Consider the following 25,177-nt stretch of genomic DNA (forward strand, 5'->3'; position numbering starts at 1 on the left):
CATGATTAAATATATTGACTTATTTGCGGGTATGGGCGGAACAAGGATTGGCTTTGAGCAGGCTTGTGAACAACTAGGCTTAAAAGCAAAATGTGTATTTACATCAGAAATAAAGTCTTACGCTGTAGAATTATATAAACACAATTTTCCAAATGAACAAGTTTTCGGTGATATTACAGAAATAAATGAAAATGACCTCCCTGATTTTGAATTTTTACTTGGAGGCTTCCCTTGCCAAGCGTTTTCTTCAGCGGGTAAGAGACACGGATTCAATGATACAAGAGGGACATTATTTTTTGATATCGCACGCATATTAAAACATAAAAAGCCTAAAGGCTTCTTACTTGAAAATGTAGAAGGCTTAGTTACTCATGATCGTAAAAATACAAAAGATAAAACAGGCAATACGCTAGATACAATTATCGATGTATTGAATGAAATAGGGTACAAAGTATCATGGAAAGTCCTAAATTCTAGTGATTTTGGCATACCTCAAAAAAGAAAAAGAATTTACATTACTGGTACATTAATTGATCAACCTGATTTAAATGATTTTTTACCTATAAAAAGTAAACTCTATTCGGTATTAGAGCAGGGTATTGAATGTAACAACACTGATTTCACAAATAAGTTATTGGAGCTTTATACTCCAGAATTTTTAGCTGGAAAAGCAATAAAAGATAAAAGAGGTGGTATTAATAATATTCATAGCTGGGATTTAGAACTTAAGGGGCCACTTAATAAACTTCAAAAAAAATTGATGAGTCAATTGCTTAAAGAAAGAAGAAGAAAAGTTTGGGCTGAAGAAATAGGTATTGAATGGATGGATGGAATGCCTTTAACCCTAGAACAAATAAGTACATTTTTTAATATCATAGACCTAAATGAGCTACAAAATCTTCTGACAGACTTAACAGAAAAAAATTATATCAAATTTGAACACCCTAAAGCTCTTGTTACTAATGAGCAAGGTATTAAAGTTAGAGTTTCAGATGTCAATAAACCTAAAGGATATAATATCGTTACTGGAAAATTAAGTTTTGAATTCAACAAAATTTTAGACCCTAATGATGAAGTCAACACAATTGTAGCAACTGAAACATCTAAACTAGGCGTATTAGATCAAGGTGGAATCAGAACCCTAACCGATAGAGAGTGTTTAAGACTATTTGGTTTTCCTGAATGGTACAAAGTAAATATCAGCCAAAAAGACCTATATGATCTTATCGGTAACACTGTCGTCGTACCTGTTATCAGGTCAGTGGCCTATAGAACACTCAAGGCAGCTAATTATCAAGTATCGCCCAATTCTGCTGCTTAAAATTTCAATCTATTTTTGAAGCCCTATAACGAATTTCTTCAAGGCTTTCAGATAAACTTAAATACTTCTTCTGTGTTGAATAAAGTGCATCTACAAATTGTTCTTTATTAGAAAATGGTAAAAACTGTGCTCTATTTGAATACCAAGCCGCAGGTCTGATATTATATATCTGATCTCGCTTGGTTTGAGTCTTTAATGGCCACCTAGCACTTGGGCAAGTTATTTCCCATATTTTTTTTAACCAAATTTCTTTAATAGTTAAAACATTTCCTGTCATTGAGTACCCAAATATTAAATAATCAGAGTCTATTCTAGCTGGGTTAAATGACAGAGACTCACAGTATGACTCAAAGTTTGCAATATCAAAATTTGCTGACGCGTCAATATCAAATGATTTAATTTCTAATAATCCTTCTTGGTTATCGCCTACGTAGTAGTCAGGAAATGTTTGACTATTGCCTAACGCTTTAGGATTATAAACCGCCAAACCTTTAGCATGTGACCATAACCCAAACCACTCTTCAATCAACCCACCCAGGCCATCCTTTCCTTCCACATCAATTTCAATGTTTGCTATTTTGAACTTTGTTCCACCCACTAAAAGTGGTTTCTCGGACAAGAGTAACTCAAAAGCTAGTTGGCTTATTTTATGGTACATATAAAACCCCAGTTTTCATTATTAAATAATAAAACTTTTATTTTTTATTTTTTATTTTTTATTTTTTATTTTTATTTTTTATTTTTTATTTTTATTTTTTATTTTTTATTTTTTATTTTTTATTTTTATTTTTTATTTTTTATTTTTTATTTTTTATTTTTATAAAACCATTAATATAATTTTTAATTATATTAATGTACTAGTCACTTTAAGTCTATGATAACTATATTATCTATTACAGACAATGAATTATCGTCCAATATGCTGCCTTTAACACAATACATTCTTGGACGGGTGTTGTCGGGCAGGCTGGCTTTTCGCTGTGGTCGGTTGCTATCGGGGACTAGGTAGCCTGCGGCCAAAGCCTGTTTTGGCCTTTACCTCGGGCAAGCGCAAAATCCGCGGCTGACGCGCTGGGTGTACTGAGTTTGTGGGTAATTGTGTGGTTAGGTTCATCGTTTGCTTCCTCACTGATCTGTTAAGTTCTCTTAGGAGTTTGTCCCCACTAGTATTAAAGAGTTAATCGGACGCAGTAGGCAGATAAATGCCCAGATCGTGCAGCTTTCTGAGGGTACAAGTAGCTAGCTGCCCCAGAATTGGCATAATGCCCCAAGTCATAAATAGCCTGTGGGCAGGGTTAGAGTTTGGCTAAGTAGCGTGAATTAAGGCTTTGCCCAAACTGCCTCAGAAGCCCAAGGGATGAGCGAAGTGTTAAAACACATGGAGTATGAGGCAAAGCATAAAGTGAAACTAAAACTTCTTTATCTGCTGAAAAATAAAAATATAGTTTCACTGACTCATTAAACGTTAAACGCCGATTGTTTCATGGTTTGCTCGGCTCGGCTGATCCCTAGCTGCTTAGCAACGGTTTGCCATTGCTTAACCGCAATTAATACTTCATCGTAAATTTGCGTGGCTTGGGTTTGCGAAAGTCGGAAGAAGTCTTTTACGTCAAACGCTAATTGGTAGTCTAAAGCGTTGTCTGCATCGGTAATATTCAGATGCAGGCCATGCTTACCCACTATCGGGTTTAAATCATAAGCGGGTGATAACTTCCAACCCTTCTTTGTTAATAAAAACCCATGGTTACGCAGGTGATCATCGGTGTTGGACACCGCAATATTAAACACGATACGTCGCCATAACTGTGCTAAATCAGCTTCGGTTTGTGCACCAGAATTGGAAATAAATTCAGCAATTTCTAAGTAGCTGGCACCTTGAGATTGTTCACCATCATAGTGTTGCAGTTGTGTCATGGCCGATGAAAAATGCAGCCGCTTTTCACCGTCGCGGTCAAACCGTTTTGTTAAAAAGGTATGATGCCCAGAGGAAATTCGTTTAATCTCACTTGGAAACATGTCAACACCTGCCGCCAACGCCAATTCATAACAAACCATCTCCCACGCCCCCACGTCATGGGTATCATTTAAGTTGGGAAACTTGGCAATCCACAAGTGGCCTTGCTCATCTGTCACACAAGCCTTGGGCCTTGCACCACCTAATGATGAGCCTGGAGAAATCAGCATTTTCAACCAGCGGTAATACTCGTCACTGTCGATGTTATCGTCTTGTTCAATCTGCATTGCTGCGTGCTCTAGCTCTCGCAGAGAAGTCATTGGCGGCGCAGCAAATTCAGAATTGTCGTCCAAAAATGCATCCAATCCTGCTCGCTTAAATCGAATACCACCCATCCGGTAAGAGTCATGCACGCCAAGCAGGTAATCCAGCTCGTTTAATCGACTTGTTGCACGAATACCCTTGCGCACTTCAATGGCCGCACGCCGCTGCATTAAAATACGCCCCCATCTATCAGGCGATGAATCGAGAAATGCACGAAAGTTTTTATCGGCTTCATCGTTGTAGAGTTCACCGGAGTGAAGCGTCAGAATTGGATCAATTTGCAAGCGATAAGCTGAGGTTAAAAATGCTTTATCGTAGGCAAAACTAAACACGCCACCTCGGCTTGAATCGCTGTAAGCAAGCTGTCCTATTAGCAAAGGCGCTTCAATTGGCTGCCAGTCGGCATAGACTTCAACGATTTCACGGCTCATCTTGAACCTTCCAGTAATTTTATATTTTGCAGCTTGATACCCACTTCATCATGGGCGGCCATTTCTGCAAAATTACTCTCCATGCCAAGAACGGCCATCACCTTTAAGTAAGTGCCTATGGCAACGCCCGGATCACCTGCGAAGACTTTGTTCACGGTTTTATGGTCAAAGCCAGTACGTTCACACAGCAGCTTTTTTGTAAAACCACGTCGTTTCATCGCCAACAGCAAGTCTTCACCAAAATGCGTCAGGATTTTGCGCTGCTTTGGAAACAGTACATTGTGCAAATCACGCTTAGCCACATCACCAACCAAAGGGACTATATTCCCATTATTAAACCGTTAATGGGAATATAGTCCAACTTTGAATCCCAAGCAACTCCAATAGGCGATAGACGGGACTATATTCCTACTTTAATTAATATTATTGGATTAATATCCTACTTTTAGGTTTGACTTGCGCGTTGGCCAAGCTATGTTGGCAGAAATCGCGCTCGATAAAGCGGTAACTCAGCAGGTTCATTTAACGAGGGGTTACAAAAAAATTACTACCAGTAGCAAGTGCATGCAACCATTGGTCAACAACGGCCTCAACTTCTGTACCCTCTGGCACGCAGGGCTCTACCGCGTTAGAGCAAACCAATATAGTGATGCCTTTATATTTCACTCAGTATTTGCCAACAAAGTGCTAACTAAAAAAAGTCTCAGGCCAATCCACCTAAACACAGGTATTTAATATCGGTGTAATCGTCTAGGCCGTATTTAGAGCCTTCGCGACCGTAGCCTGATTGCTTTACCCCGCCAAAAGGGGCGGCGGCGTTAGATATTATGCCTTCGTTAATGCCTACCATGCCGTATTGCAGTGCTTGTGCTACGCGAAATACGCGGCCGATGTCGCGGCTATAAAAATAAGCGGCTAAACCGTATTCGGTGTTATTGGCTTGCGTTATAGCCTGTTGCTCAGTATCAAATTGTTGAATGGCGGCAATAGGGCCAAATATTTCTTGCTGAGTTATAGCCATATCGGCGTTGATATTGCCCAGCACTGTCGGCTGATAAAATAGCTCGCCTGCGCTATCGCGCTTACCACCTAGCAATAAAGTGGCGCCAGCATCTAGTGCTTGTTGCTGCAGTGTTTCGGCTTTTTCTATCGCTTTTTTGTCAATTAAGGGGCCAATTTGGCTGTTGCTGCTTAGGCCATCGGCAACCGTTAACTTAGCGACGGCAGGTAGCAACTTATCGATAAAGGCTTGATACACACTGCTTTGCACTAAAATACGATTGGCGCAAACGCAGGTTTGGCCCGCATTGCGAAATTTAGACGCTAATAAACCTTGCACAGCGGCGTCTAAATCAGCGTCGTCAAATACAATAAAGGGTGCGTTACCGCCTAGCTCCATTGATACCCGCTTTACGCCATTGGCGCATTGTTTTAGTAATTGTTTGCCCACTGCGGTAGAGCCGGTAAAGCTAAATTTGGCTACTTTAGGGTGCTGTGTCAACACCTCGCCGATGGCTTTTGCATCAGTGCCAACCACCACGTTAAACACGCCAGCGGGCACACCGGCTTGCTGGGCAAGTTCGGCTAACGCCAGTGCTGATAACGGCGTTTGCTGCGCCGGTTTAACCACAAAAGTACAGCCGGCGGCTAAGGCTGCGGCGGCCTTGCGTGCCAACATTGCATTAGGGAAATTCCATGGTGTTATTGCCGCCACTACGCCAACAGGTTGGCGCTGCACAATAATACGCTTGTCGGCCGATGCCGCTGGAATAGTATCGCCATATAGCCGCTTGGCTTCTTCAGCAAACCACTGCATATAAGATGCACCATAGGCAATTTCGCCTTTAGCTTCGGCCAATGGCTTGCCTTGCTCTAGGGTTAATAGCCGAGCTAAATCATCTTGATGTTGCATAACTAATTGATACCAGCGCTGCAAAATTTCAGCACGTTTACTGGCCGGTTGTGCTGACCAGCTAGCAAAAGCCTGATCAGCGGCTAGCACAGCTTGCTCGGCTTCTGCTGCACCGGCATCAGCAATGTTAGCTAATAGCTGCTGATTAGACGGGTTATGCACACTAAACTGCGTGTTATTAGTGAGCCAGTTTCCATTAATAAAACTGGCATTTTTTACCAATACGCCTACTTTTAGCTGTTGCATACAATGTCCTCTTAAAATGTGAGATGCGTGCGCGATTAAAGCCCGCTGCTGCGAGTAACTCGCTTAGCGATAGTTTGTTGAAAAATATGCGTATTCGCACACAACAAGGTAAGTTGCTGTTTAGCGCGAGTAATGCCGGTGTACAGCAGTTCGCGCGTTAAAATTGGGCTAAGCTCAGGCGGCAAAACTAAACAACAGTGAGTAAATTCAGAACCTTGCGATTTATGTACTGTCATCGCAAATGCGGTTTCTATGTCAGTTAATCGGCTGGGTAACACCCACTTTATACTGCCATCAGCAAGCTGAAATACGACACGTAATTTGCCGGTTAGCGGATCGAACAAGGTGATACCAATATCGCCATTCATTAAGCCTAAGCTATAGTTATTGCGCTGCATCATAACGGGGCGCCCGGCGTACCATTGCTGATTAGCATTAATTAGCCCCGCGGCCGTTAACCACTTGCCGATCAAGATATTTAAGCCTTCAACTCCCCAGTCACCGCTGCGTAAAGCGCTAAGTAACTGAAATTGACTATAGCAGCCAAGAATAGCTTTTGCCCAAACATCTCGCTGGCTGTTATCGGCAGCCAATACGCTTAAATACTGACGATAACCGGCTACCACCGTATCTTTTAACGCGGCTAATTTTGTCTCAGCCAATAGCTGAATATCAGTAAATTGCGCAAATAACGCTATGGCCTTGGTATCGCCGCGATTAACCGCGAAGGCCAGTTGGCCGATACCTGATTTTGCATCAAACCTATGGCTGTGCCGCAGCATTACCGTAGCTTGATTAAGCACTGAGCCCGCACCGGCCCACTCCGCTAATGGCTGCTCAGAGTAAGGTTGCAATAAAGCTAAGCTGCCGGCTTGATAGCCGCCGAGCTCAGCACCTCGGCATAAATCGCCCAGCACTGAGCCGGCCTCTACCGAAGATAACTGATCTTTATCACCAAGTAATATCAACCTAGCCTGTGCCGGTAACGCATTGAGTAATGCAGCCATCATTTCTAAGTCAACCATTGAGGCTTCATCTACCACCAACACGTCTAGGCTTAGCGGTGCATCTGCATGATGTTTAAAACTGCGTCGATTAGGTAAAGCGCCAAGCAAACGATGCAAGGTACTTACTTCGGTAGGAATAGCATGGCGTAAATGTTCGGGTAATTTGGCTAAAGCACCACTGATAGACTCCGTTAAACGTACCGCAGCCTTGCCCGTTGGCGCGGCTAATTTTATGTTTAACGGTTGCGCTGCCCCTTGCTGTAATAAGGCTAGTAGTTTTACTACCGTAGTGGTTTTACCCGTGCCCGGCCCACCAGTAATAATGGCAAAACGCCGCTGCAATGCCATAGCACAAGCTAGCTTTTGCCAGTCAGGTTCGGTTGCAGAACTAGGTGTCGCAGCGGTAAATAAGCTTGCTAAGCTTTGCGCCACCTTGGCCGCTATCGGCAACACTGCTTCTACTCTTGCGGCAATACCTTGTTTTACTTGCTGTTCGGCTTGATACAAGCGGTTTAAATATAACCGATTGTCCAGCCAAACCAAGGGGGCAGCGGGTTCACCTTGTAACCAAGGGCTAGCAGCTAACGCTTGCTGATAATCTTGCCGTGTTAAACCCATTAGTAGGTTAGACGGCCGGTCGGTGAAGCGCTGCAAAAACTGATTTTGCGGCGGTAAACTCAATAACGCATCCGGATCAGAGATAAGATCGCTGAGTAAAATACAGCTATGGCCCCGACCATACTGATGACAGAGTAATGCCGTGAGCAACCAGATTAAAGGTTGTGGCTCCGTTGCGAGTTGATTAAGCGTTTGCGGCAGCTGCATATCTAAGGCTCTTAGCCAGCGTCGGTCTACCCAGCGCTGCAACAAGGCTTGCATCTGTTTCAGTTCAGTTAAGGTGCTAGTACTAGGCTGGCTAACCGCAGGCGCGGCTAATGGCGCGCCGTCATTAAATAAATTAATTTGCATTGGCATCGTCCGTTACCGGCTGGCCGGAAAAGAGTTTATCTAATTGCTGTAGCAGGGCAAAAGGCGCCGTAAGTTGCAGCTGGCCTTGCTCTGGCGCACGCACAAACCAATAAAAAGCACCACCGAAAGAACGTTCTGGCGCGGCTAAATAGCCAGGTTGACGCAACTTTAATAACCTATGTAGCGCCAGCATATATAGCGCGGCTTGCACGTCATAGCGCCGTGCTAGCAGCGCCTGTTGCATGTTCTCTAGGTTATAGTCGCTGTTATTTGTACCTAACCAATTTGATTTATAATCCAGTACCCAATAGCGTTGGTCTTTAGCTTGTAAGGTCAAGTCAATAAAGCCTTTTAACATGCCATTTAAGGTATCGGGTAACAACGCTGGCCTTGGCACGCCGGGCAAAATAGCTTGGCTAATATAATGATCAAGCTTGCGTACATTAACTTGCTCGGTTTGCAACCAAAACTCTAGCTCCGCGCGCACCGTTTGTAACTGCGCTAGGCTTTGGTTAATGCCGGTTAATGGTACTTGCAGCATTTGTACTAACCAAGGCTGTAATACCGGCTGCCATGGTTGCCAGTTGTAGCGCGTTAGGTGCTGCTGCAATAAGCCGCTAATAAAGGTCGCGTCACAATGCGCAAAACCCTGCTGCTGTGCATCTTCAAGTAATTGGTGTAAAAACGTACCCGGCACAGCGCCGCGAGGGAAATCATGCATACTTTGCTGTTGCTCGCTATGCAGTAATGGCTCGGTAGATTCTTCCTGTAATAGGTTATCTAGCGCCGTATCTGCGGCCAGTGCCGAGGGCATATCAGTAGTGCTGGCCATGGCGCCTTCGGTGCGCAGTGCAGAATAACTGGCTATCCACCAACGCTCACGTCGCAGCGGCGTGCTTAGCCGCAGCGCTGGCGTAAGTTGCTGCAGTGGTGCGCTCACTAGCCCAGCGTGTGCCGCTGGCATAACTTGTTGTTGCCAAGGCAGGCCCGCCAAAGCGGCCGTTAAATCGGCATTAGTGCAATCTGGCGGTAAATTTAATAAATAGCCCAACGCGCTTTGTGCCAGTTTAGATTTTTTGCTATTACCTTCGCTAAATACCGCTAAGCCTAGCCAGCAGGCATAAACCGGCCGAGTTAGTGCCACGTATAATAAACGAATATCTTCCAGTAACCTGCCACGCTCAGCTTGTTCAAGTGCCGCATCGTCGGGCGTGAGATCGAGTATCATTTTTTCGCCATCAAAATAGCGCTGCGGTCGATCTTTTTTCGCCGCCTTAAAACCACAAATAAAGGGTAGAAACACTAGGTTATATTGCAGACCCTTACTTTTATGAATGGTCACCACCTGCACTAATTGCTGATCGCTTTCTAGTCGCAGTTGTTGCTCGTCATTGGCCGAGCCTTTGTCTAGCTGCTCGTTTAGCCAGCGAATTAAACCGGTTTCACCGTCACGTTGCGCACTTTCGCTTTGCAGTAATTCGGCTAAATGTAATACGTTAGTTAGGCAGCGCTCGCCGTAATCTTGCGCTAGCCATTTTGCTGGCAGGGCAAAATAATGCAGCCAAGCACTGATCATCGCTAGCACGCCTTTTTGCCGCCAAATTTGTCGAAAATCTCGAATTTGCTCGGTAAGTTGCTCCCACGCTAACTCGTCATTAAGCCAGTGTTGCAGCTGACCATCGGTATTAGCACAGAGTGGCAGCGCTAAGGCCGCGCGCAGTAAATTGTCATCTTCTAACTGATGACAGGCTCGTAACCAATACAGCACAGCGCTGGCCTCAGCACTTTGAAAAATAGACTCGTTATCTGATAAATATACCGAACGCACATTGCGCAGGCTAAGCTGTTGCCGCACTAATGCGGCTTCGTGGCGGTCACGCACTAAGATGGCAATATCAGACGGTTGCAATGCACTAAGCTTACCGCTTTCGTTAACAAAGCCGGTGTTACCGGCAGCAGCTTGTTGCAGTAGTAAGGTAATTTGGTTGGCGCAAGCTTCGGCCATTTGCGTTTGGTAGCCGCCTTTTTTTAACTCGCCCTCGTTAGCTTCAATTCGCCAGTAATTAAGTGCAGGCACACTTTGCCCTGCTTGTTGTAACTGCGTGTTTTTGCCCTGTGCGGCAACATTAATAAACGGCAATGGGGTGGTGTCGGCCAAACCAAAACCAAAGGCCCCGCGCGCTAGCTCCGCTTGGTTAAATAGCTGATTAACCGCATCGACTAGCGGTTTAGTTGAGCGAAAGTTTTTACTTAAACTGTAATGCCGCCCTGCCGTTAGGCTGCGCGCCTGTAAATAAGTATATAAATCGGCACCACGAAAGCTATAAATAGCTTGTTTGGGATCGCCAACCATAATTAACGCATTGGTTTGGCTACTAACATCTGGATAAATGGCGCGAAAAATCGCGAACTGTATCGGATCGGTATCTTGAAACTCATCTACCATTGCCACCGGATACTGGCTACGAATTCTGGCGGCCAATACCGCACCGCCTTCGCCTTTAAGTGCTTGATGCAACTGCAGTAACAGATCATTAAAATCGAGCTCGGCGCGCTGCTTTTTTCGCTGTCTAAATTCAGCCGCTAACCACAGCGCCGCATGCTGGCGCACATTAATCGCTAACTGTGGCTTGGCATTAAGTAATTCAAGCACCGCATCTAGTTGGTTAAATAACGCATGGCTAACTAGCGGTTGACCTTTTTTTTGTGCCGCCGCTAAGTTAGTAGCGCTGTACTTAAGCACCATTTTGGCAAACTCGGCTTGATGAGCATTAAACTGCGCAGGCTCGGCTAACTGCGCTTGCCACCATTGCCGCTCTGCTTGCCAGCTTGGCGCTTTAAATTTATTGCCATTGAGCCAACTATTAGCAAAGGCATCGTCGAGTAACTGCAAAACATCGGCTTGCAACAAGGGTTGTATCTGCTGGCATAGCTGCTGCATTTGCTGTTGCCACTGCGCTAGTGGCGCGGCAACTTGTTCGGGGCTAAGCGGCGCAGGCAAGGGTTTACCGTTAGCATTAAACTGCATATTTACCGCATCGGCCTGCAACCAAGGCTGAATATCCGCTAGTAGCGCTTCTGGCGACTTGGCAATATTACCTAACTCACCAAGTAATTGGCCGTCGGTTAATGGATATAAAAACCGCCGCCAATAGTCACAGGCTAGTGTGTGCAACAACTGCTGGTTGTCGTCGCTAAGCTGCTCGCCAAAGGCCATACCGGAATCGAACGCATGTTCCGCCAACATGCGCTGACACCAGCCATGAATGGTAAAAATAGCGGCTTCGTCCATCCACTGTGCGGCACGCTCTAGTACACCAGCGCAAGACGGATATTGCGCTGTGTTATAGCTTTGCAATAAGCCATTAAGAATTACGTCGGTGCTGCTGCCAACACGAAATGCGTCAGCGGCTTCGACTAAGCGCGCCCGTATCCGATCACGTAGCTCTGCGGTTGCAGCGCGGGTAAAGGTAACCACTAAAATATCTGGCGGCGTTAAGGCATGGCTAAACGCTGTGGCATTGTTTGGCTCTGCCGCATCAGCGGGCGCAGTTTGACCATGGCCAAGCACTAAACGTAAATAAAGTGCCGCCAAGGTATAGGTTTTACCCGTACCGGCACTGGCTTCAATTAGCCGGTTGCCGTGCAGTGGAAAAGTTAACGCATCTAACTGCTGCACACGACTCATGGCTTACCTCTGTGGTTAGTATTGCTGGCTGTTGCCTCTTCACCCGCAATATTGCTTTGCAACAGTGGGCCATAAACTTGCTGCGCCCAATCGGTAAAACCTGCGGCCATTAGGCTAGCAAAATCGGGGTAATAGCGGGTAAGTTCTGGCGCATTGTCACGTTCGCCTGCACGCTTATAACCGCCTTCAAATACTTCACGGCTTTTGTTTTCATCTTGAGTTTGTAAATAACACAGCGCAGTTTTTGGCATCAGTGGTAAGGGCTGTAACAAACCGCTTTGCCAGCTTTGTACTAGGTTAATAAGTTGCTGTTGAGCCGCGCCAGTAGTTTGCGGTAATAGTTGTACGGCGTCGTCTAAGCCATACTGATAAATGGATACGGCTTCGCCTTGAGCATTAGCCACCAGCTGCTGCAACCAGGCACCACGCAGTGTGTGCCAACGCAAAGCGCCGTTATCGCGCACTGCCGTTGGCCGCAGTAAAATAAGCGCCTGCTGGCCAGCATCACCTTGATATAGGTTAGCTAACGTATCGTTTAGCGCTATGCCCGCGGGTTGCAATTGCAGTGTTAATGCCTGTTCGCGGCGTTGCCAAGTAATGCCGCTGGCACGATAGCGGGCAAAAACCACTTGTGCTTCACGAACAATTTGTGCCCCAGCTATTTGACCAAACAATGCCAATGGTAACTGCGCTTGGCGGGCCAGTTGGGCAATAGCCTGTTCAAGGTTAAACTCAGGTTGTATTAGCAGCTGATCGAGCAGCTGCATTTTTAATTGATACAACTGCAAGGTATTAAGCACAAAGGGTTCGGTATCTTCGCCGCTCAGTTCTGAGCGATAAAACCGTGTTTTAAAACGTTGGCTTAAATAGTGCCGACAGGGGTTAGCTAAAAAATCATCGAGTAAGCGCACACTGAGTAACGGTAAGGGTTCGCTGCCTTCTGCAAACACACCTTCTGACAAGCTGCTTTGTAGCACGCTACCTTGATGCGCCGCCTGCCATTCATGGGCATAGGTTGCATAGCTGCCATTAAAGTACTGCGCCGAAAACGGCTGTAATGGATAAGTATGGCTTAGGCTATCGGCGACGCTTTGCTCAGTGCCGGTTTGCCAGCCGCTGTTAAGTAAATCGCGCAGCTGGTTTACTAATACACTGGGCGGCAGCTCGCTGTTATTGCGTATATTGCGCCCTACCCAGCTGATATAAACCGCTTCGCGGGCGCTTAGTAGTGCTTCTAAAAACAAATAGCGGTCATCATCGCGCCGTGAACGATCGCCGGGCCGATAATCATAGGCCATTAAATCAAAGTCGTCGCGCATGCGGGTACGAGGGTAGTCACCATCATTTAAACCCAATAAATAAATACGTTTAAACGGAATGGCCCGCATTGGCATCAGCGTAGAAAACGTTAGGCTGCCCGCTAAAAAGCGCTGGCTTAAGCCACTTTGGCTAGCTTGCTCTAACCACGCTTCGCGCAGTACCGGCAAACTAATATCGCCGCTAAAGTCACCACTTTCGGCCGCGCTAACTAACTGCGCTAGCGCGTCACTTAAGCGGCTATAGATTAGCTGGTCTTGTTCATCGGCAAAATCAAACAGGCTTAGCAACAGCCCGTGCTCTGATAACATTAGCTGCTGCCAGCTGAGTAAACTTTGGGCTTTAGCCTGACTAATAATGCTAAACCAATGCTTTAGCTGTTGAATAAATTGCAGCACTGCGCCAAGTTCAGCCGCCGCTAAACCTGCCACTTCTGCGTAGGGTGCACAATTTTGCCACGGGGTTTCATCACCCATTGCAAAACCTAACAACATACGTTCAATACCAAACATCCAGCTATAGTTGCTATCTAGCTCGCCTAACGCTAAACCGGCGCGTTGCTCTGCATCTAGCCCCCAGCGCACGCCCGCTTCACTAAGCCATAGCCGTAACTGCGGCAAGGCTTCGGGGTTAATATTAAAACGCCGTTGTATGGCTGGCACATCGAGTAGATCGCTCATTTCACTTAACGCAAAGCGCTGTGTGGGCAAATCAAGCAGATATTCCAGTGCGACTAACAAAGGTTGGCTGCCGCGCAGACTTTGATCAGCTAAGGTATAGGGTAAAAAGCGTGGGTCGTCTTGCGCTAAACGGCCAAACACGGCATGCACATGGCTTTGGTACTGGCTAATATCAGGCGTCATAATAATAATATCGCGCGGTTGCAAGCTGGGGTTAGCAGCAAAGGCGGCAATCAAATTATCTTGTAAAATTTCCACTTCGCGCTGGCGACTATGGGCAATATGAAAGCTAATACTCTGATCTGACGCCGCTAACAGTCTCGCTGGGTTAGGCATGGCTTCTAGCTCTAACATACCTTGTTGCAGCTGAGCTAGTAACCCCAGGCTGGCAACGTTAGCACTAGGCTCAGAAAATAAGTCGATACGGCCATTAAACCAATGCTGGTATTGCTCGGGTTGATCAAATTGGTCAAGCAAGCTTACATAATCTCGGCCTTGCTTACCTAAGCTAGCCAGTAACACTGGGGCATGTAAATATAACGCATCGGCATCGAGCTGTGCCGGTAAACCTGGTTTACGTTGATGGCGTTTTTGCGCACCACGCATTTCATCTTTAACGTTGCTAATGTCGCCCCAAAAATGCCGGCATGGGTTAAGTACGGTTAATAGCACCTGACGCTGCGCACCTAATGCGGCCAGTAGCTCTACTGTTTGCTGTGGTAATGACGACACACCAAACACAATAATGCGCTCTGGCAGTAAATCTGGCCGAGCTAATTGGCCTAAGCGTAGCGCACTAAGCGCGGTACTATGAATGTCGGCACGGCTAGAATAGGCATTGTCCGCGCTATGGCTGGCGAGTTGTTGCTGCAACAGCCGCCATAATGCCGGTTGCCATAACTGATCGACCGGTACGTGTTGTTGCTTGCTGTTTGGCAGTAAATCGTGGCCGTCGCGCCAGCTTTGCAGCCAGTCGGCACGATACACCTGATATTGATCGAGTAAATCGGCTAAGCGCAGTGCCAGCTGATAGCTTTTTCTGCCATCGTTGTCATCCTGCAAATAACGTTGCAGCGGCGCAAAAACCTCAGCGCTAAGCTCGGGTAACAAGCCCAGAATACGCCAACTTAAGTTGTTTTTATCATAGGGTAAGCTTTTTGGAATGCTATCACCCAACACGGCGCGATAAAGCTGCCAGACAAACTGGTTAGGCAGCTCTACTTGCAAACCGGCAGCAATGCCAGGATGGTTATTGGCGGTTTCGGCTAAGGCCATTTTTAGCCACTGTGCAATACCATTACTTTGCACCAATATTTCTTCAGTGCCTAACACCGATATCGGATGGCTGCTGATCCACTGCACTAAAAGTTCGCGCAGTGTTTCAAGTTGATTACTATGGATCACCACAAAACCGGACTGTAGCATGCTATTTCTCGGGTAAAACATGATGCAGCCAGATTAGCACAGCCAGCAACAAATCAGCTACCTTAGGCTTATGATTACTTAGGGAAAATGGCGCAACAACCTAACCAGCTAGCCCGCAGCAACGCTCAACTATGCGGATATTTTTCTTGTTTTGTTAGCTAACAATTATGGTATTGCGCGTTAAACGCGTTTATTCTTCGCCAGCCGTGTTAATTACAATTGTGTTTTGTGTCATAAATTCAGTACGACATAACAACGAAAACGTGCGTTCTTTTCGGTTAGCTGACAACAACAATAAGCAGCGCCGACTTAATAGGGAGGGTTTTATGAGTACAACCACCACAACGACAAGTTTTACTGATCTATGGGGGCACCCCAAGCCACTATGGATGCTTTTTATGGCAGAATTTTGGGAGCGTTTCGCCTTTTATGGTATTCGCTGGGCATTAACGCTTTATATTGTGGCACAATTTTTTGCTGGTGACGCCTCAGGTGAAGCCTACGCCTCAAAAACCTATGGTGCTTATTTAGCCTTGGTTTATGCCACGGCCATTTTTGGTGGCTATGTTGCCGACCGAATAATTGGTTATCAGCGCTCTATTTTACTTGGCGCGGTGGTGATGTCGGCTGGCCTATTTATGATTATGCTGCCAAACCAGCAACTATTCTTGCTAGGTTTAGCGGTTATTATTGTTGGTAATGGCTTGTTTAAGCCAAACATATCATCGTTAGTGGGCCAACTTTATGCGCCACAAGACGAACGCCGTGACCGTGGTTTTACCATATTTTATATGGGTATTAACATGGGCGGTTTTTTAGCCCCACTATTAACCGGCTGGTTAGCCAGTGAAGTGTTCGGCACACCGCAATATCAAAACTACAAAGTGGTGTTTGCTGCAGCCGGCATTGGTATGTTGTTAAGCACCTTCTGGTTTTTCTTAGGCCGTAGACAACTAATGGGCTTGGGTAAAGTACCTGCGGATAAGCCAGCGACTAAAATGATGGCCTATGTTATTGCCGGTATTTTGGTGGCTATTCCCGTGGTGTACGCGTTGATGGCGTATGTCGGTGCCGAAGCATTGGCGTGGTTATTAGGCATCATGTTTATTATTGTGGCGCTAATGCTATTAATGGAAGGTAAAACCGAAGGCAAGGTGCAAATGCACCGCGTACTGGCGTTACTTATTTTATTTGGTTTTAACGTAACATTTTGGATGTTTTTTGAACAAGCCGGTTCGTCGTTTAACTTTTTAGCGCAAAACTTGGTAAACCGAGATCTGTTTGGCGAGGGCGGCTTTGTGTTTCCTACCGGTTGGTTTCAGTCGGTTAACTCATTGGCTATTTTAGCCTTTGCGCCTGTTATTAGTTACATTTGGTATCTAACCGCGAAAAAAGGCATTGAGCCGTCTATCCCACGTAAGTTTGGTTTTGGCTTATTAGGTAATGCGGCGGGTTTTTTAGTATTAATGTATGCGTTAACGTCACTAGTTGATAGCAACGGTATGATCCCATTTTGGCCTTTAGCTGCCTGTTACGTGTTTCAAACCATAGGTGAGTTATGTTTATCGCCAATTGGTTTATCTATGGTAACTAAGCTAGCGCCAGTGCGTTATGTTGGCTTAGCTATGGGCGCGTGGTTCTTAAGTATTGCGACAGGTAACAACTTATCGGGTTTATTAGCCGGTGAAATATCGGGTGAAACGGGTATGACTGTTGAGTCAGCATTATCGGGCTTTAGCTTTAGTTTTTATTTGTTAGTGGGCGCAGGTATTTTACTGTTACTTATTGCGCCATTAATTAACAAACTAATGCACGGCATTAAGTAACCCACTACACCTACGATATGGCTGGCACTGCTGCTCAATTATAAGAACAGCAGTGCCATGTTACTACTTACAAGTTGCAAGACTTAGGCTTTATCTTAAAAGCCAATGTACACAGCAAACATCAACATTATGCAGGCCATTAATGCAAAGATGGCGACCAAAGGTGCAACAAAGCGCGCCCATTGGGTCCAACCCACTTGTGCAGTGGCTAAATAGGCCAGCAAGGTACCAGAGGTTGGTGTAATCATATTGGTAATACCATTACCGAATAAAAACGCTAACACGGTATTTTGCCCAGATACACCAGCTAGCTGCCCCATTGGCCCTAAAATAGGCATACTAACAGCAGCTTGACCTGAGGTTGATGGGATCATCACGTCTAGCAGCAACTGTGAAAAGAACATGCCCATGGCCGCAAAATAGGGGTTATCTTTACCTACTAACGACACTAAACCATGCACTACGCTATCCAGTACTTGGCCATTCTCTAAGGTAATAGCAATAGCCATGGCTAAGCCAATTAAAATGGCTGCCAACAAGATTTTTTTCATGCCGGAAACAAAGGCATCGGCCGCAGCACTAGCACCCATGCCGCTGATCAGGCTAAGTAACATGCTTAGCCCTAAATAATAGGCGGTTAACTGCGGGTTATGCCATTGCCATGTTGTTGATGCATACACTAACCCCGCCACACCCACACTTAAGGTGAGTAACATTAGTACATGACGTAGGCTAAGTTTCGCGCTATTAAAAACCAGATCCTCTTGCTGTTTAAACCCAGTTTTACGAATAGCATAGAGTACAAAGAGCACACCAACGACTAAAAAGCAGACAAAAAACACCGCGCGCATACCGGCGCCGCTAAACACCGGCAAGCCTAGTAGTGGCTGAGCAATAGTTAACGGCAGTGGGTTAGTTACTGAGGATAAATAACCCACCTTTACCGCTACGGTAACAATAGCCAAACCAATTAACGGCGGCATATCGAGCCGCCTAACTAGCTCTACCATTAACGGAATAATTAATAGATATTCAGAGGCTAAACCTAAAAACGTGCTACCTAAGGCAAAAATGGTCATCAAAAAAATGACGAGGCCATATACATTACCTCTTACCATGCTAAGCACTCGCTCAAGCCCCGCATCTACCGCGCCAGAGGCGTTTAAAATGCCAAACATGCCGCCAATGACTAGCACCATAAAAATAAGGCCGCCACCACGCTGCAAGCCTTGCGGAATAGCCATCAGTATATCTACCGCCCCTACTGGCCTTGCTTGTTGTGCTGGTGCGTTTTTAACGCTGCCTAAAATATGCAACACCGAGCGGTCTTTATCGATAGTTTGATAGCTATCTGGCACCACTAAGCCATTAGCACGCTGATAACTACCTGAGTCGAGCACATAGGTTAAGGCTGCGGCAATAAGCAGAATAAACAACAATACCACTATTGGGTTGCGCGGTTTAGCTTGGCTAGCAGCTGGCAAAGAAGGCATTATTCGTCCTTAGTATTTACGGCAAGATAAGACTGAATATACGCAGTCGCCTGCGCAGTAATATGCTGCAAGTGTTGCTGCAGCTCAGTAAAGCCTTGATGCGGGCTAAATGCCGCTTCATCCATATACAGTTTACGATTAATTTCAATTTGTAAACTATGCCGCTGTTGGGCAGGGTTAGCATAACACTGGGTTAAATAACCGCCTTTATACGGATAATTTAAACTGACGTTATAGCCCAGCTGGCTAAAAGCTTCGACAATTACCGCGGTAAATTCAGCACTTGCCGACTGGCCATCACGATTACCAATAACAATATCGGCTCGGGGTGTGCCAGCGTCGATATTCATCGCATTGCCATAAGATTTCATTGAGTGGCAATCAATATGCCACACGGCACCAAACTGTTGGTAATACTGATCTAACAGCTGCTTTAACCGCTGATGATAAGGTTGATAGTATCGCGCAAGGCGTTGCTGTACCTGTGTTACGGTTAACGCGGTTTTATACATGGCTTGCCCAGGTAACGCCCATTGCCGCAGCAAGCCCATACCACGGCTACTATAGGCAGTAGGGTTAAGTGCGCTTGGCCAACTACCCTCTAGCATATCGGGGCTAATATCGTCAGGGGCGCGGTTCAAATCTATGTACATTCTTGATACTTGCGCCGCTAATAGGCTAGCGCCCTGCTCGGCGGCAGGTAGCCACAGTTCATCAATAAACGCATCCCAGCCGCTTTGTAACTGCGCCACACTGGCTAGCGTATTAAAGTCTGTTGGCAATTGCATACCGCTGTGCGGCGAATCAAATACCAGTGGTAATGGCTGTTGTTGCGGCAAATACAGCTGATAGCTTTCACTGCTTTCTGCCGGTGCAGTGCTAATGGTTGTGTGTAACGTCATGGCGTAGGTCCAACGCCGAGCGGCTAATAGCCGCTCGAACGGGTTAATATTAGAACTCGTAACTTAGCTGCAGATATAAGAAGCGGCCCACGGCATTGTACGTTTGCTGGTCAAAGTTAATATTTACGTTAACTAGTGACACCGGTGGCTGCTTATCAAACAGGTTATTCACCCCGACACGCAGCGCCAAACCCGGCTCAAACTTATAGCCAGCCGAAACACCGTGATAAGCGATGGAGCCAATATGGCGTGGCGCATTAGCGAAGGTTTCAGTACTGTCGCCAATGTAGCGTACGTTATAGGCTGCCGACCAAGCGTCATACTGCCACTGTGCCGATAAAGTACCACGCCATTCTGGGTAGGCCTCGCGTACGCCAGCGCTACCTGCTTTATCTAGCACCACTTCGCTGCCGTCATTTAACGTAGATACTTCAAGCAGTTCGTTTAACTTACTAACGCTGGCAGTAAAATCCCAACGGCCAATTTCGCTGTTAAGCCTATACCGCGCTACCGCATCTACACCGGTTACTTCGGTACGGTTTAAGTTAACTGGGCCATCGGTTACGTTACTAATTTTACCGTTAGCTTCGCGACTAATAACGTTACAGTTACGGCCGGTAAAGGCACATAAATCAAGTAAGTTTTGCGTACCAAAGGTACTGATAGTGTTTTCAATCTGAATATTGTACCAATCTAGCGTAATGCTAAAGTTTTCTAGCTGCGCTGGCGTATACACAATACCGGCTGAACGATTTACTGAGGTTTCTGGTGTTAACTGTAAGTTGCCTCCTACGGTAATAGGCACGTTAGCTTCGTCTTGCACATAGCCGGCTGGCACACCACTACAGCCTACTAAGGTTTTATTGGCCGAGCAGGGATCGGTTACTGGCGAGAATGATTCACGCTCACCTTCATATAATTCTAACAACGATGGCGCACGGAAACCTTGTGCCCAAGTAGCACGCAACATCACGTCGGTTATGGGTCGATAAACCAGACCAACCTTGCTATTAGTGGTGCTGCCAAAGGTGCTGTAATCCGAATAGCGGCTGGCAAGATTTAGCTCTAAGTATTCGGCGAATGCCACATCAGCCAGCAGGGGAATATTAAATTCAGCATAGGCTTCGTATAAATCGTACTGGCCTTCGGTGCCGGTGCGTGGTGATGAGGATGTGGTGTTATAATTGGTTACCCGCGCGGCTGAGTTAATAATTTGGTCAGGCGTATCAGTGCCCTTCTCTTTTCGATATTCACCACCTGCGGCCATTAATAAATCACCAGCAGGTAAGCTGGCAATAGCGTTGGTTAGGTTAAAACGACCATGCAACTGTTCAGTTTTATTTTCATCATGGCCAGTAAAGTTAATGTAATCGACCATTTGTGCGGTTAACGGGTTAAACATATTTACCGGTACACAACCTGCTTGTAAATCACTAATATCAGCGGTAATGCCGGTTGCATCACAGGCACGCAGGCCTAGGGCTAACTTGTCAAAATGCATCTGGTTATAAGAGGTAAAGCTGCCTTTGTTTTGCGCCCAAGAGGCAAACGCATCCCAGCGCCAATCGCCGGGCAAATAGCCTTCAATACCTAAACCAACGCGATCGGTTTTCACCTTTTGTTCATTACGACGCAGGCCGTTATCAACAAAAAAGTTAGTTAATACAAAATCGTTGCCGGAAAATTCCACACCAAACGGGTTAACTCTGGGGTCATTGGCAATAATAAAACCACGACTGCCGTTTACTGTTGGAATAACAGAAGAAAACTGCTGATCTGAAGTGCGCTCGTTATGTAAGGCTTCAACCCGCACTACGGTGTCAGTAAACACGCCCATATCACCAAGTTGAAATACGCCCTGACCGTACAAACTTAAGCGCTCACTAGGTCCAACCACGTAGTTGTCGTAGTAGCGATTAAAACGATCGTTGGTGGTAGCTGCACGCCAGTTAGCAATATTATTACCATCAGCATTAGGATCACGGGTAATCCCCTGCGCTGGAATAGTAAAGCCAAGCACATTGCTTAAATTATTTTCACGAAACAAACCTTCTGCGCTACCGAGCGGCAAACCGTTTAGAGGCAAAGCAGTTAGTGCGCGATCTTGAGTCATTATCGGCTTTTGCTTGGAATAGCTAGCCGAGAACATCAGATTATGTGCGCCAATATCGGTGCCGACTACGCCATCAAGATTAATGGTTTCGCGATCACTTTTGCTGGTCTGGCCAATATAGGCTTTAACTTTAGCGCCCGAGTAATCTTTTAAAGTTTGAATATTAACCACACCGGCAATAGCGTCAGCGCCATAAATAGCAGTAGCACCATCTTGCAACACTTCAACGCTATCAATAATGGCATAAGGAATGGTATTTAAGTCGACAAAGTCACGAAAGCCACGGCTACCCGCACCATTAACCCAGCGGTTACCATTCACTAAAATTAACGAGCGGTTTTCGCCTAAATTACGCAAATTAACACTGGCCGTACCATGGCTAGTACCCGCGCTGCCGTTGTCATTTAAACTGCCACCCACTGCAGGCATATCTTGCAGCACGTCGCCTAACGATAACGCGCCCTTAACTTCCATATCTGCTTTAGTTAAGGTTTGTATTGGGCTGCCTTCGGTTTCATCACGGCGAGAAATGCGCGACCCGGTTACCGAAATTACCTCTACTTTAGCTTCTTGTTCGCTATTAGCGTCCGTTTGCTGCGCCTGCGCTGGCAATGCCGCCATACCGTACATAGCAAGCATTAGCACTGATAAGTTGTAGCCTTGTCGTTTCATTTAATCACCCTGCTGCAATTGAGTTATAGTTATTTTGTTTAAATGAAAGCTAGCAAAGCCGTTTTACCTATGCAATATTATGATTAATAGTTATAGATGCATAATAATTTGCTATAACAAAGAGCACAACCTATGTTAAACCTAAGAAGCCTAGAAAGCTTTCGCGCGATAATGCAAACCGGCTCAGCCACTGCTGCCGCCAAGCAAATGGGCCTAACTCAGCCCGGTGTTAGCCGTTTACTCGCTTCGCTAGAAGAGCTGGTGGGCTTTCAGTTATTTTATCGCGAACACAGCCGCTTGCTGCCTACCGATGAAGCTCGGCTTTTAAGCACTGAAATTGACGTATTACTTAATAACGCAGACCGCTTTCTTGCCTTAGCACAAAGCATGCGTCGAATTGACAGCGGCTCGTTAACCATAGTGGCACCCGCCAGCTTTAGCTCAGGCCCATTAGCAGATGCTATTGCCAGTTTTATTACTCATTATCCGTCTATTTCTATTAGCATTGATTCACACAGCCCGCAGCAAGCACGAGACTTAGTGGCCCAGCGCTCAATCGACTGCGGCTTTATTCAGTTACCTGAACAACACCCAGGCTTAATTAGCTACCCTATACTTAGCAGCCCTATGGTATGCGCAGTGCCAGCCCAACATAAACTAGCCACGCAAAGCCGCATTGATCTTGCGCAGTTGGCCAGCGAGCCATTAATTATGCTGGGTCAAGGTAGGCCGTCTAGGCTGAACTTAGAGCAGTTATTTCGTCATGCTGGCATTAGCATGCAAATAAAACTTGAAACGCATAACGTGGCAACTGCCTGCGCCTTTGTAAAACGTCAATTGGGCATTGCCATTATTAATCAGGTATTAGCCACTCAATATCTTGATAGTTCGATAAAATTGGTACCCCTTAGCGACACGGTTTCGCATCAATATGGCTTTATTCATTCAGCGCACGCGCCCATGCCGCGGCTAGTAAAAGCGTTTTATCAGCATTGCTTGGTGTTTTTTAACGGGCCCACGTCAGAGAACTTAGGTTAACTGCATTTCATAGCAGCAACCTAGCCGCGGGCAAAAACACAATGTTATAGTGGACGCACGTAGCAAGCTGTAATATAGGATCACAGATGAACAAAATTTATCATATTGGCACCGTGGGCCAGCCGTGGGGCGACGCTGAAAAAGTGCAATGGCTTAAAGAACAAACGGTTAAACGTAGCTTTTTTGACGAAGTATTACCCAGCATTAATGCCCTAAAAGCCGAGTTCGATATTGAGCAATATGGCGAGCTAAATTATCAACAGATTAGCGGCAAAACCTACCCTTTGTATGCGGTAAAAAGTCGTAACTGGCAAAGCAATAAACCCACTATTTTAGTCACCGGCGGCGTGCACGGCTATGAAACCAGTGGTGTGCACGGCGCGCTTCGGTTTTTACAAACTAAAGCTAAAGCTTACAGCACAACAGTTAATATTCTGGTATTACCTTGCATTAGCCCTTGGGGTTACGAAACCATTAACCGTTGGAACCCAGAAGCGATAGATCCAAACCGTAGTTTTGGTGCAAACGGTAAAGCGACCGAAGCACTGCAAGCTAAAGCCTATTTAACCGGTTTAAAACTGTCTTTTGCACTACATATCGATTTGCATGAAACCACCGATAGCGACAACAGTGAGTTTCGTCCAGCCAAAGCCGCGCAAGATGGCAGCGTAAATAAAAACTGGAATATTCCTGACGGCTATTACACCGTAGACGACAGCGAACACCCAAGCCCAGCATTACAAAAAGCCATTATTGATGCGGTAAGCAAAATTACCCATATTGCTGAGGCCGACGAAAACGGCAAACTGATTGGCGAACCCATTCAGCAGCTGGGTGTAATTAATTATGCTAAAGCCAGTTTGGGTTTATGTGGCAGCGTTACCGATGCACCTTTAGTAAGCACTACTGAGGTTTATCCAGATAGCGCAACAGCAACCCCCGAGCAATGCATACAAGCGCAAGTAGCCGCAGTGTGTGGTGCGCTGGATTATTTGTTAAGCCAAAATTAATATTCCCTAGTCAGTTAGCAGACACACTGCTAACTGACTAGTATTAGATTTGTGTAGGCTAATTATGAGGCTTTATTTACTATTAGCAGTTAAACCATATTGCCGAATACGTTTAACGTTGTAATTAATTAAGTGCCGAAACACATAGCGATACAGCCACTTTTTTATACCACGCAAATTACTACCATGCTTGGCATAAAACTGATCTGGGCTAGCAAAAACGCCAAAGTCATCAGCAATACCCTCAGCCTGAATATAAGTACTGTTATTATTAAATTCGTTATTTGGTTTTTGTAAACAAGGTACGGCAATGCCATAACCACTAAAGTTTTTACAGTCACCAAAAGCACTTTGCACCTGACTTAAAAATGCCTGATCAATAATAAAGCCTTCAATATTAAGCCAGGTGTCATCAAGCAACACTTCAACCCAGCTATGCAAAATACGCTTTGGTGCTAATAGCATTAAAAACCGAGGAATAGCACCACGCTGCAATGCGTTGTAAATAGTAAACCCATGTAAGCGACAGGGTATATCTAGTGCACGTAATAACGCCATAAATAACGAACTTTTAGTATTACACTGGCCGTAACCGTTTGCCAATACTTCACTGGCCGCAATATTGTCATCATGGTTATAGCCGAACTTTATCTCATCTCGCACAAAGTAATAAACCTGCTGCACGGCTTGCTGTTGGTTTAGCTTACGCCAACCTTTTTGCTGAATAAGCTGCTGAATACTGGCATCTTGGTAATTAAGAATAAGCGTTGTTGTGGTAAGTGGCTTGGTCATACTAACCTCCTGAGTAAAGAGGCAGTTTAATTAGTGCTGCGGTTTAAAAATTGAATA

15 protein-coding genes are annotated in these 25,177 nt (G+C 45.7%); 4 read left to right on the forward strand and 11 right to left on the reverse strand.

Annotated elements, in window-relative coordinates:
- The first annotated feature begins 1 nt into the window (after nucleotide 1).
- Nucleotides 2-1,321, forward strand: a complete 1,320-nt coding sequence (gene dcm / locus E0Z06_RS13400; protein WP_132585636.1) for a DNA (cytosine-5-)-methyltransferase — start codon at nucleotides 2-4, stop codon at nucleotides 1,319-1,321.
- Nucleotides 1,322-1,325: 4 nt separating this feature from the next.
- Here dcm and E0Z06_RS13405 read toward each other — a convergent pair whose 3' ends face one another.
- From E0Z06_RS13405 to recC, 7 genes are all read right to left on the reverse strand, one after another.
- Nucleotides 1,326-1,979, reverse strand: coding sequence for an NgoBV family restriction endonuclease (locus tag E0Z06_RS13405; RefSeq protein ID WP_132585639.1), 654 nt, complete (start codon nucleotides 1,977-1,979; stop codon nucleotides 1,326-1,328).
- Between the two features lie 800 nt (nucleotides 1,980-2,779).
- Entirely contained in the window at nucleotides 2,780-4,030 is a 1,251-nt protein-coding gene (locus E0Z06_RS13415; RefSeq protein ID WP_132585642.1) for a type II toxin-antitoxin system HipA family toxin, read from the reverse strand.
- A complete protein-coding gene (locus E0Z06_RS13420) occupies nucleotides 4,027-4,344 on the reverse strand; it encodes a helix-turn-helix domain-containing protein (RefSeq protein ID WP_086904815.1) in 318 nt (105 codons plus the stop codon). The genes E0Z06_RS13415 and E0Z06_RS13420 overlap by 4 nt, the downstream gene beginning before the upstream one ends.
- Nucleotides 4,345-4,733: 389 nt before the next feature.
- On the reverse strand, nucleotides 4,734-6,188 hold the full coding sequence (locus E0Z06_RS13425) for an NAD-dependent succinate-semialdehyde dehydrogenase (RefSeq protein WP_132585645.1): 1,455 nt from the start codon (nucleotides 6,186-6,188) through the stop codon (nucleotides 4,734-4,736).
- A 35-nt stretch (nucleotides 6,189-6,223) separates the two neighbouring features.
- Entirely contained in the window at nucleotides 6,224-8,164 is a 1,941-nt protein-coding gene (recD, locus tag E0Z06_RS13430; RefSeq protein ID WP_207903095.1) for an exodeoxyribonuclease V subunit alpha, read from the reverse strand.
- Nucleotides 8,154-11,852, reverse strand: coding sequence for an exodeoxyribonuclease V subunit beta (gene recB, locus E0Z06_RS13435; RefSeq protein ID WP_132585651.1), 3,699 nt, complete (start codon nucleotides 11,850-11,852; stop codon nucleotides 8,154-8,156). The genes recD and recB overlap by 11 nt, the downstream gene beginning before the upstream one ends.
- Nucleotides 11,849-15,274 carry an exodeoxyribonuclease V subunit gamma gene (recC, locus tag E0Z06_RS13440; RefSeq protein ID WP_132585654.1) on the reverse strand — a complete coding sequence of 1,142 codons (3,426 nt, stop codon included), beginning with the start codon at nucleotides 15,272-15,274 and terminating at the stop codon, nucleotides 11,849-11,851. The genes recB and recC overlap by 4 nt, the downstream gene beginning before the upstream one ends.
- Nucleotides 15,275-15,600: 326 nt before the next feature.
- Here recC and E0Z06_RS13445 point away from each other — a divergent pair, with 326 nt between their 5' ends.
- Nucleotides 15,601-17,100 carry an oligopeptide:H+ symporter gene (locus E0Z06_RS13445; RefSeq protein WP_132585657.1) on the forward strand — a complete coding sequence of 500 codons (1,500 nt, stop codon included), beginning with the start codon at nucleotides 15,601-15,603 and terminating at the stop codon, nucleotides 17,098-17,100.
- 95 nt (nucleotides 17,101-17,195) lie between these two features.
- Here the strand turns inward: E0Z06_RS13445 and E0Z06_RS13450 are convergent, their stop codons facing one another.
- The 3 genes from E0Z06_RS13450 to E0Z06_RS13460 are packed head-to-tail and all read right to left on the reverse strand — an operon-like array spanning nucleotide 17,196 to nucleotide 22,280.
- Nucleotides 17,196-18,593, reverse strand: coding sequence for a YfcC family protein (locus E0Z06_RS13450; RefSeq protein ID WP_132585660.1), 1,398 nt, complete (start codon nucleotides 18,591-18,593; stop codon nucleotides 17,196-17,198).
- The gene (locus E0Z06_RS13455) at nucleotides 18,593-19,495 is read right to left on the reverse strand and encodes an N-formylglutamate amidohydrolase (RefSeq protein ID WP_132585663.1); all 903 of its coding nucleotides are present in this window, start codon (nucleotides 19,493-19,495) and stop codon (nucleotides 18,593-18,595) included. Before E0Z06_RS13455 ends, E0Z06_RS13450 begins: the two co-directional genes overlap by 1 nt.
- A 49-nt stretch (nucleotides 19,496-19,544) precedes the next feature.
- A complete protein-coding gene (locus E0Z06_RS13460) occupies nucleotides 19,545-22,280 on the reverse strand; it encodes a TonB-dependent receptor (protein WP_132585666.1) in 2,736 nt (911 codons plus the stop codon).
- A gap of 132 nt (nucleotides 22,281-22,412) precedes the next feature.
- On the opposite strand from E0Z06_RS13460, the gene E0Z06_RS13465 reads away from it, so the two are divergent.
- Together E0Z06_RS13465 and E0Z06_RS13470 are read left to right on the forward strand one after the other, a co-directional pair.
- Entirely contained in the window at nucleotides 22,413-23,318 is a 906-nt protein-coding gene (locus E0Z06_RS13465; RefSeq protein WP_132585669.1) for a LysR substrate-binding domain-containing protein, read from the forward strand.
- 86 nt (nucleotides 23,319-23,404) lie between these two features.
- The gene (locus E0Z06_RS13470; protein ID WP_132585672.1) at nucleotides 23,405-24,328 is read left to right on the forward strand and encodes a M14 family metallocarboxypeptidase; all 924 of its coding nucleotides are present in this window, start codon (nucleotides 23,405-23,407) and stop codon (nucleotides 24,326-24,328) included.
- Between the two features lie 72 nt (nucleotides 24,329-24,400).
- Here the strand turns inward: E0Z06_RS13470 and E0Z06_RS13475 are convergent, their stop codons facing one another.
- Nucleotides 24,401-25,120 carry a transglutaminase family protein gene (locus E0Z06_RS13475; protein ID WP_132585675.1) on the reverse strand — a complete coding sequence of 240 codons (720 nt, stop codon included), beginning with the start codon at nucleotides 25,118-25,120 and terminating at the stop codon, nucleotides 24,401-24,403.
- Nucleotides 25,121-25,177: the final 57 nt, after the last annotated feature.

Origin of the sequence: Rheinheimera sp. D18 (assembly GCF_004345025.1) — a bacterium.
GTDB lineage: Bacteria > Pseudomonadota > Gammaproteobacteria > Enterobacterales > Alteromonadaceae > Alishewanella > Alishewanella metallidurans.

Bases quoted from the DNA above. Each gene is read 5' to 3' on its own strand.
- E0Z06_RS13470 (WP_132585672.1), top strand. From the start codon at position 23,405: ATGAACAAAATTTATCATATTGGCACCGTGGGCCAGCCGTGGGGCGAC.
- E0Z06_RS13405 (WP_132585639.1), bottom strand. From the start codon at position 1,979: ATGTACCATAAAATAAGCCAACTAGCTTTTGAGTTACTCTTGTCCGAG.
- dcm (WP_132585636.1), top strand. From the start codon at position 2: ATGATTAAATATATTGACTTATTTGCGGGTATGGGCGGAACAAGGATT.
- E0Z06_RS13450 (WP_132585660.1), bottom strand. From the start codon at position 18,593: ATGCCTTCTTTGCCAGCTGCTAGCCAAGCTAAACCGCGCAACCCAATA.
- recC (WP_132585654.1), bottom strand. From the start codon at position 15,274: ATGCTACAGTCCGGTTTTGTGGTGATCCATAGTAATCAACTTGAAACA.
- E0Z06_RS13415 (WP_132585642.1), bottom strand. From the start codon at position 4,030: ATGAGCCGTGAAATCGTTGAAGTCTATGCCGACTGGCAGCCAATTGAA.
- E0Z06_RS13455 (WP_132585663.1), bottom strand. From the start codon at position 19,495: ATGACGTTACACACAACCATTAGCACTGCACCGGCAGAAAGCAGTGAA.
- E0Z06_RS13475 (WP_132585675.1), bottom strand. From the start codon at position 25,120: ATGACCAAGCCACTTACCACAACAACGCTTATTCTTAATTACCAAGAT.
- E0Z06_RS13460 (WP_132585666.1), bottom strand. From the start codon at position 22,280: ATGAAACGACAAGGCTACAACTTATCAGTGCTAATGCTTGCTATGTAC.
- E0Z06_RS13425 (WP_132585645.1), bottom strand. From the start codon at position 6,188: ATGCAACAGCTAAAAGTAGGCGTATTGGTAAAAAATGCCAGTTTTATT.
- E0Z06_RS13465 (WP_132585669.1), top strand. From the start codon at position 22,413: ATGTTAAACCTAAGAAGCCTAGAAAGCTTTCGCGCGATAATGCAAACC.
- E0Z06_RS13445 (WP_132585657.1), top strand. From the start codon at position 15,601: ATGAGTACAACCACCACAACGACAAGTTTTACTGATCTATGGGGGCAC.
- recD (WP_207903095.1), bottom strand. From the start codon at position 8,164: ATGCAAATTAATTTATTTAATGACGGCGCGCCATTAGCCGCGCCTGCG.
- recB (WP_132585651.1), bottom strand. From the start codon at position 11,852: ATGAGTCGTGTGCAGCAGTTAGATGCGTTAACTTTTCCACTGCACGGC.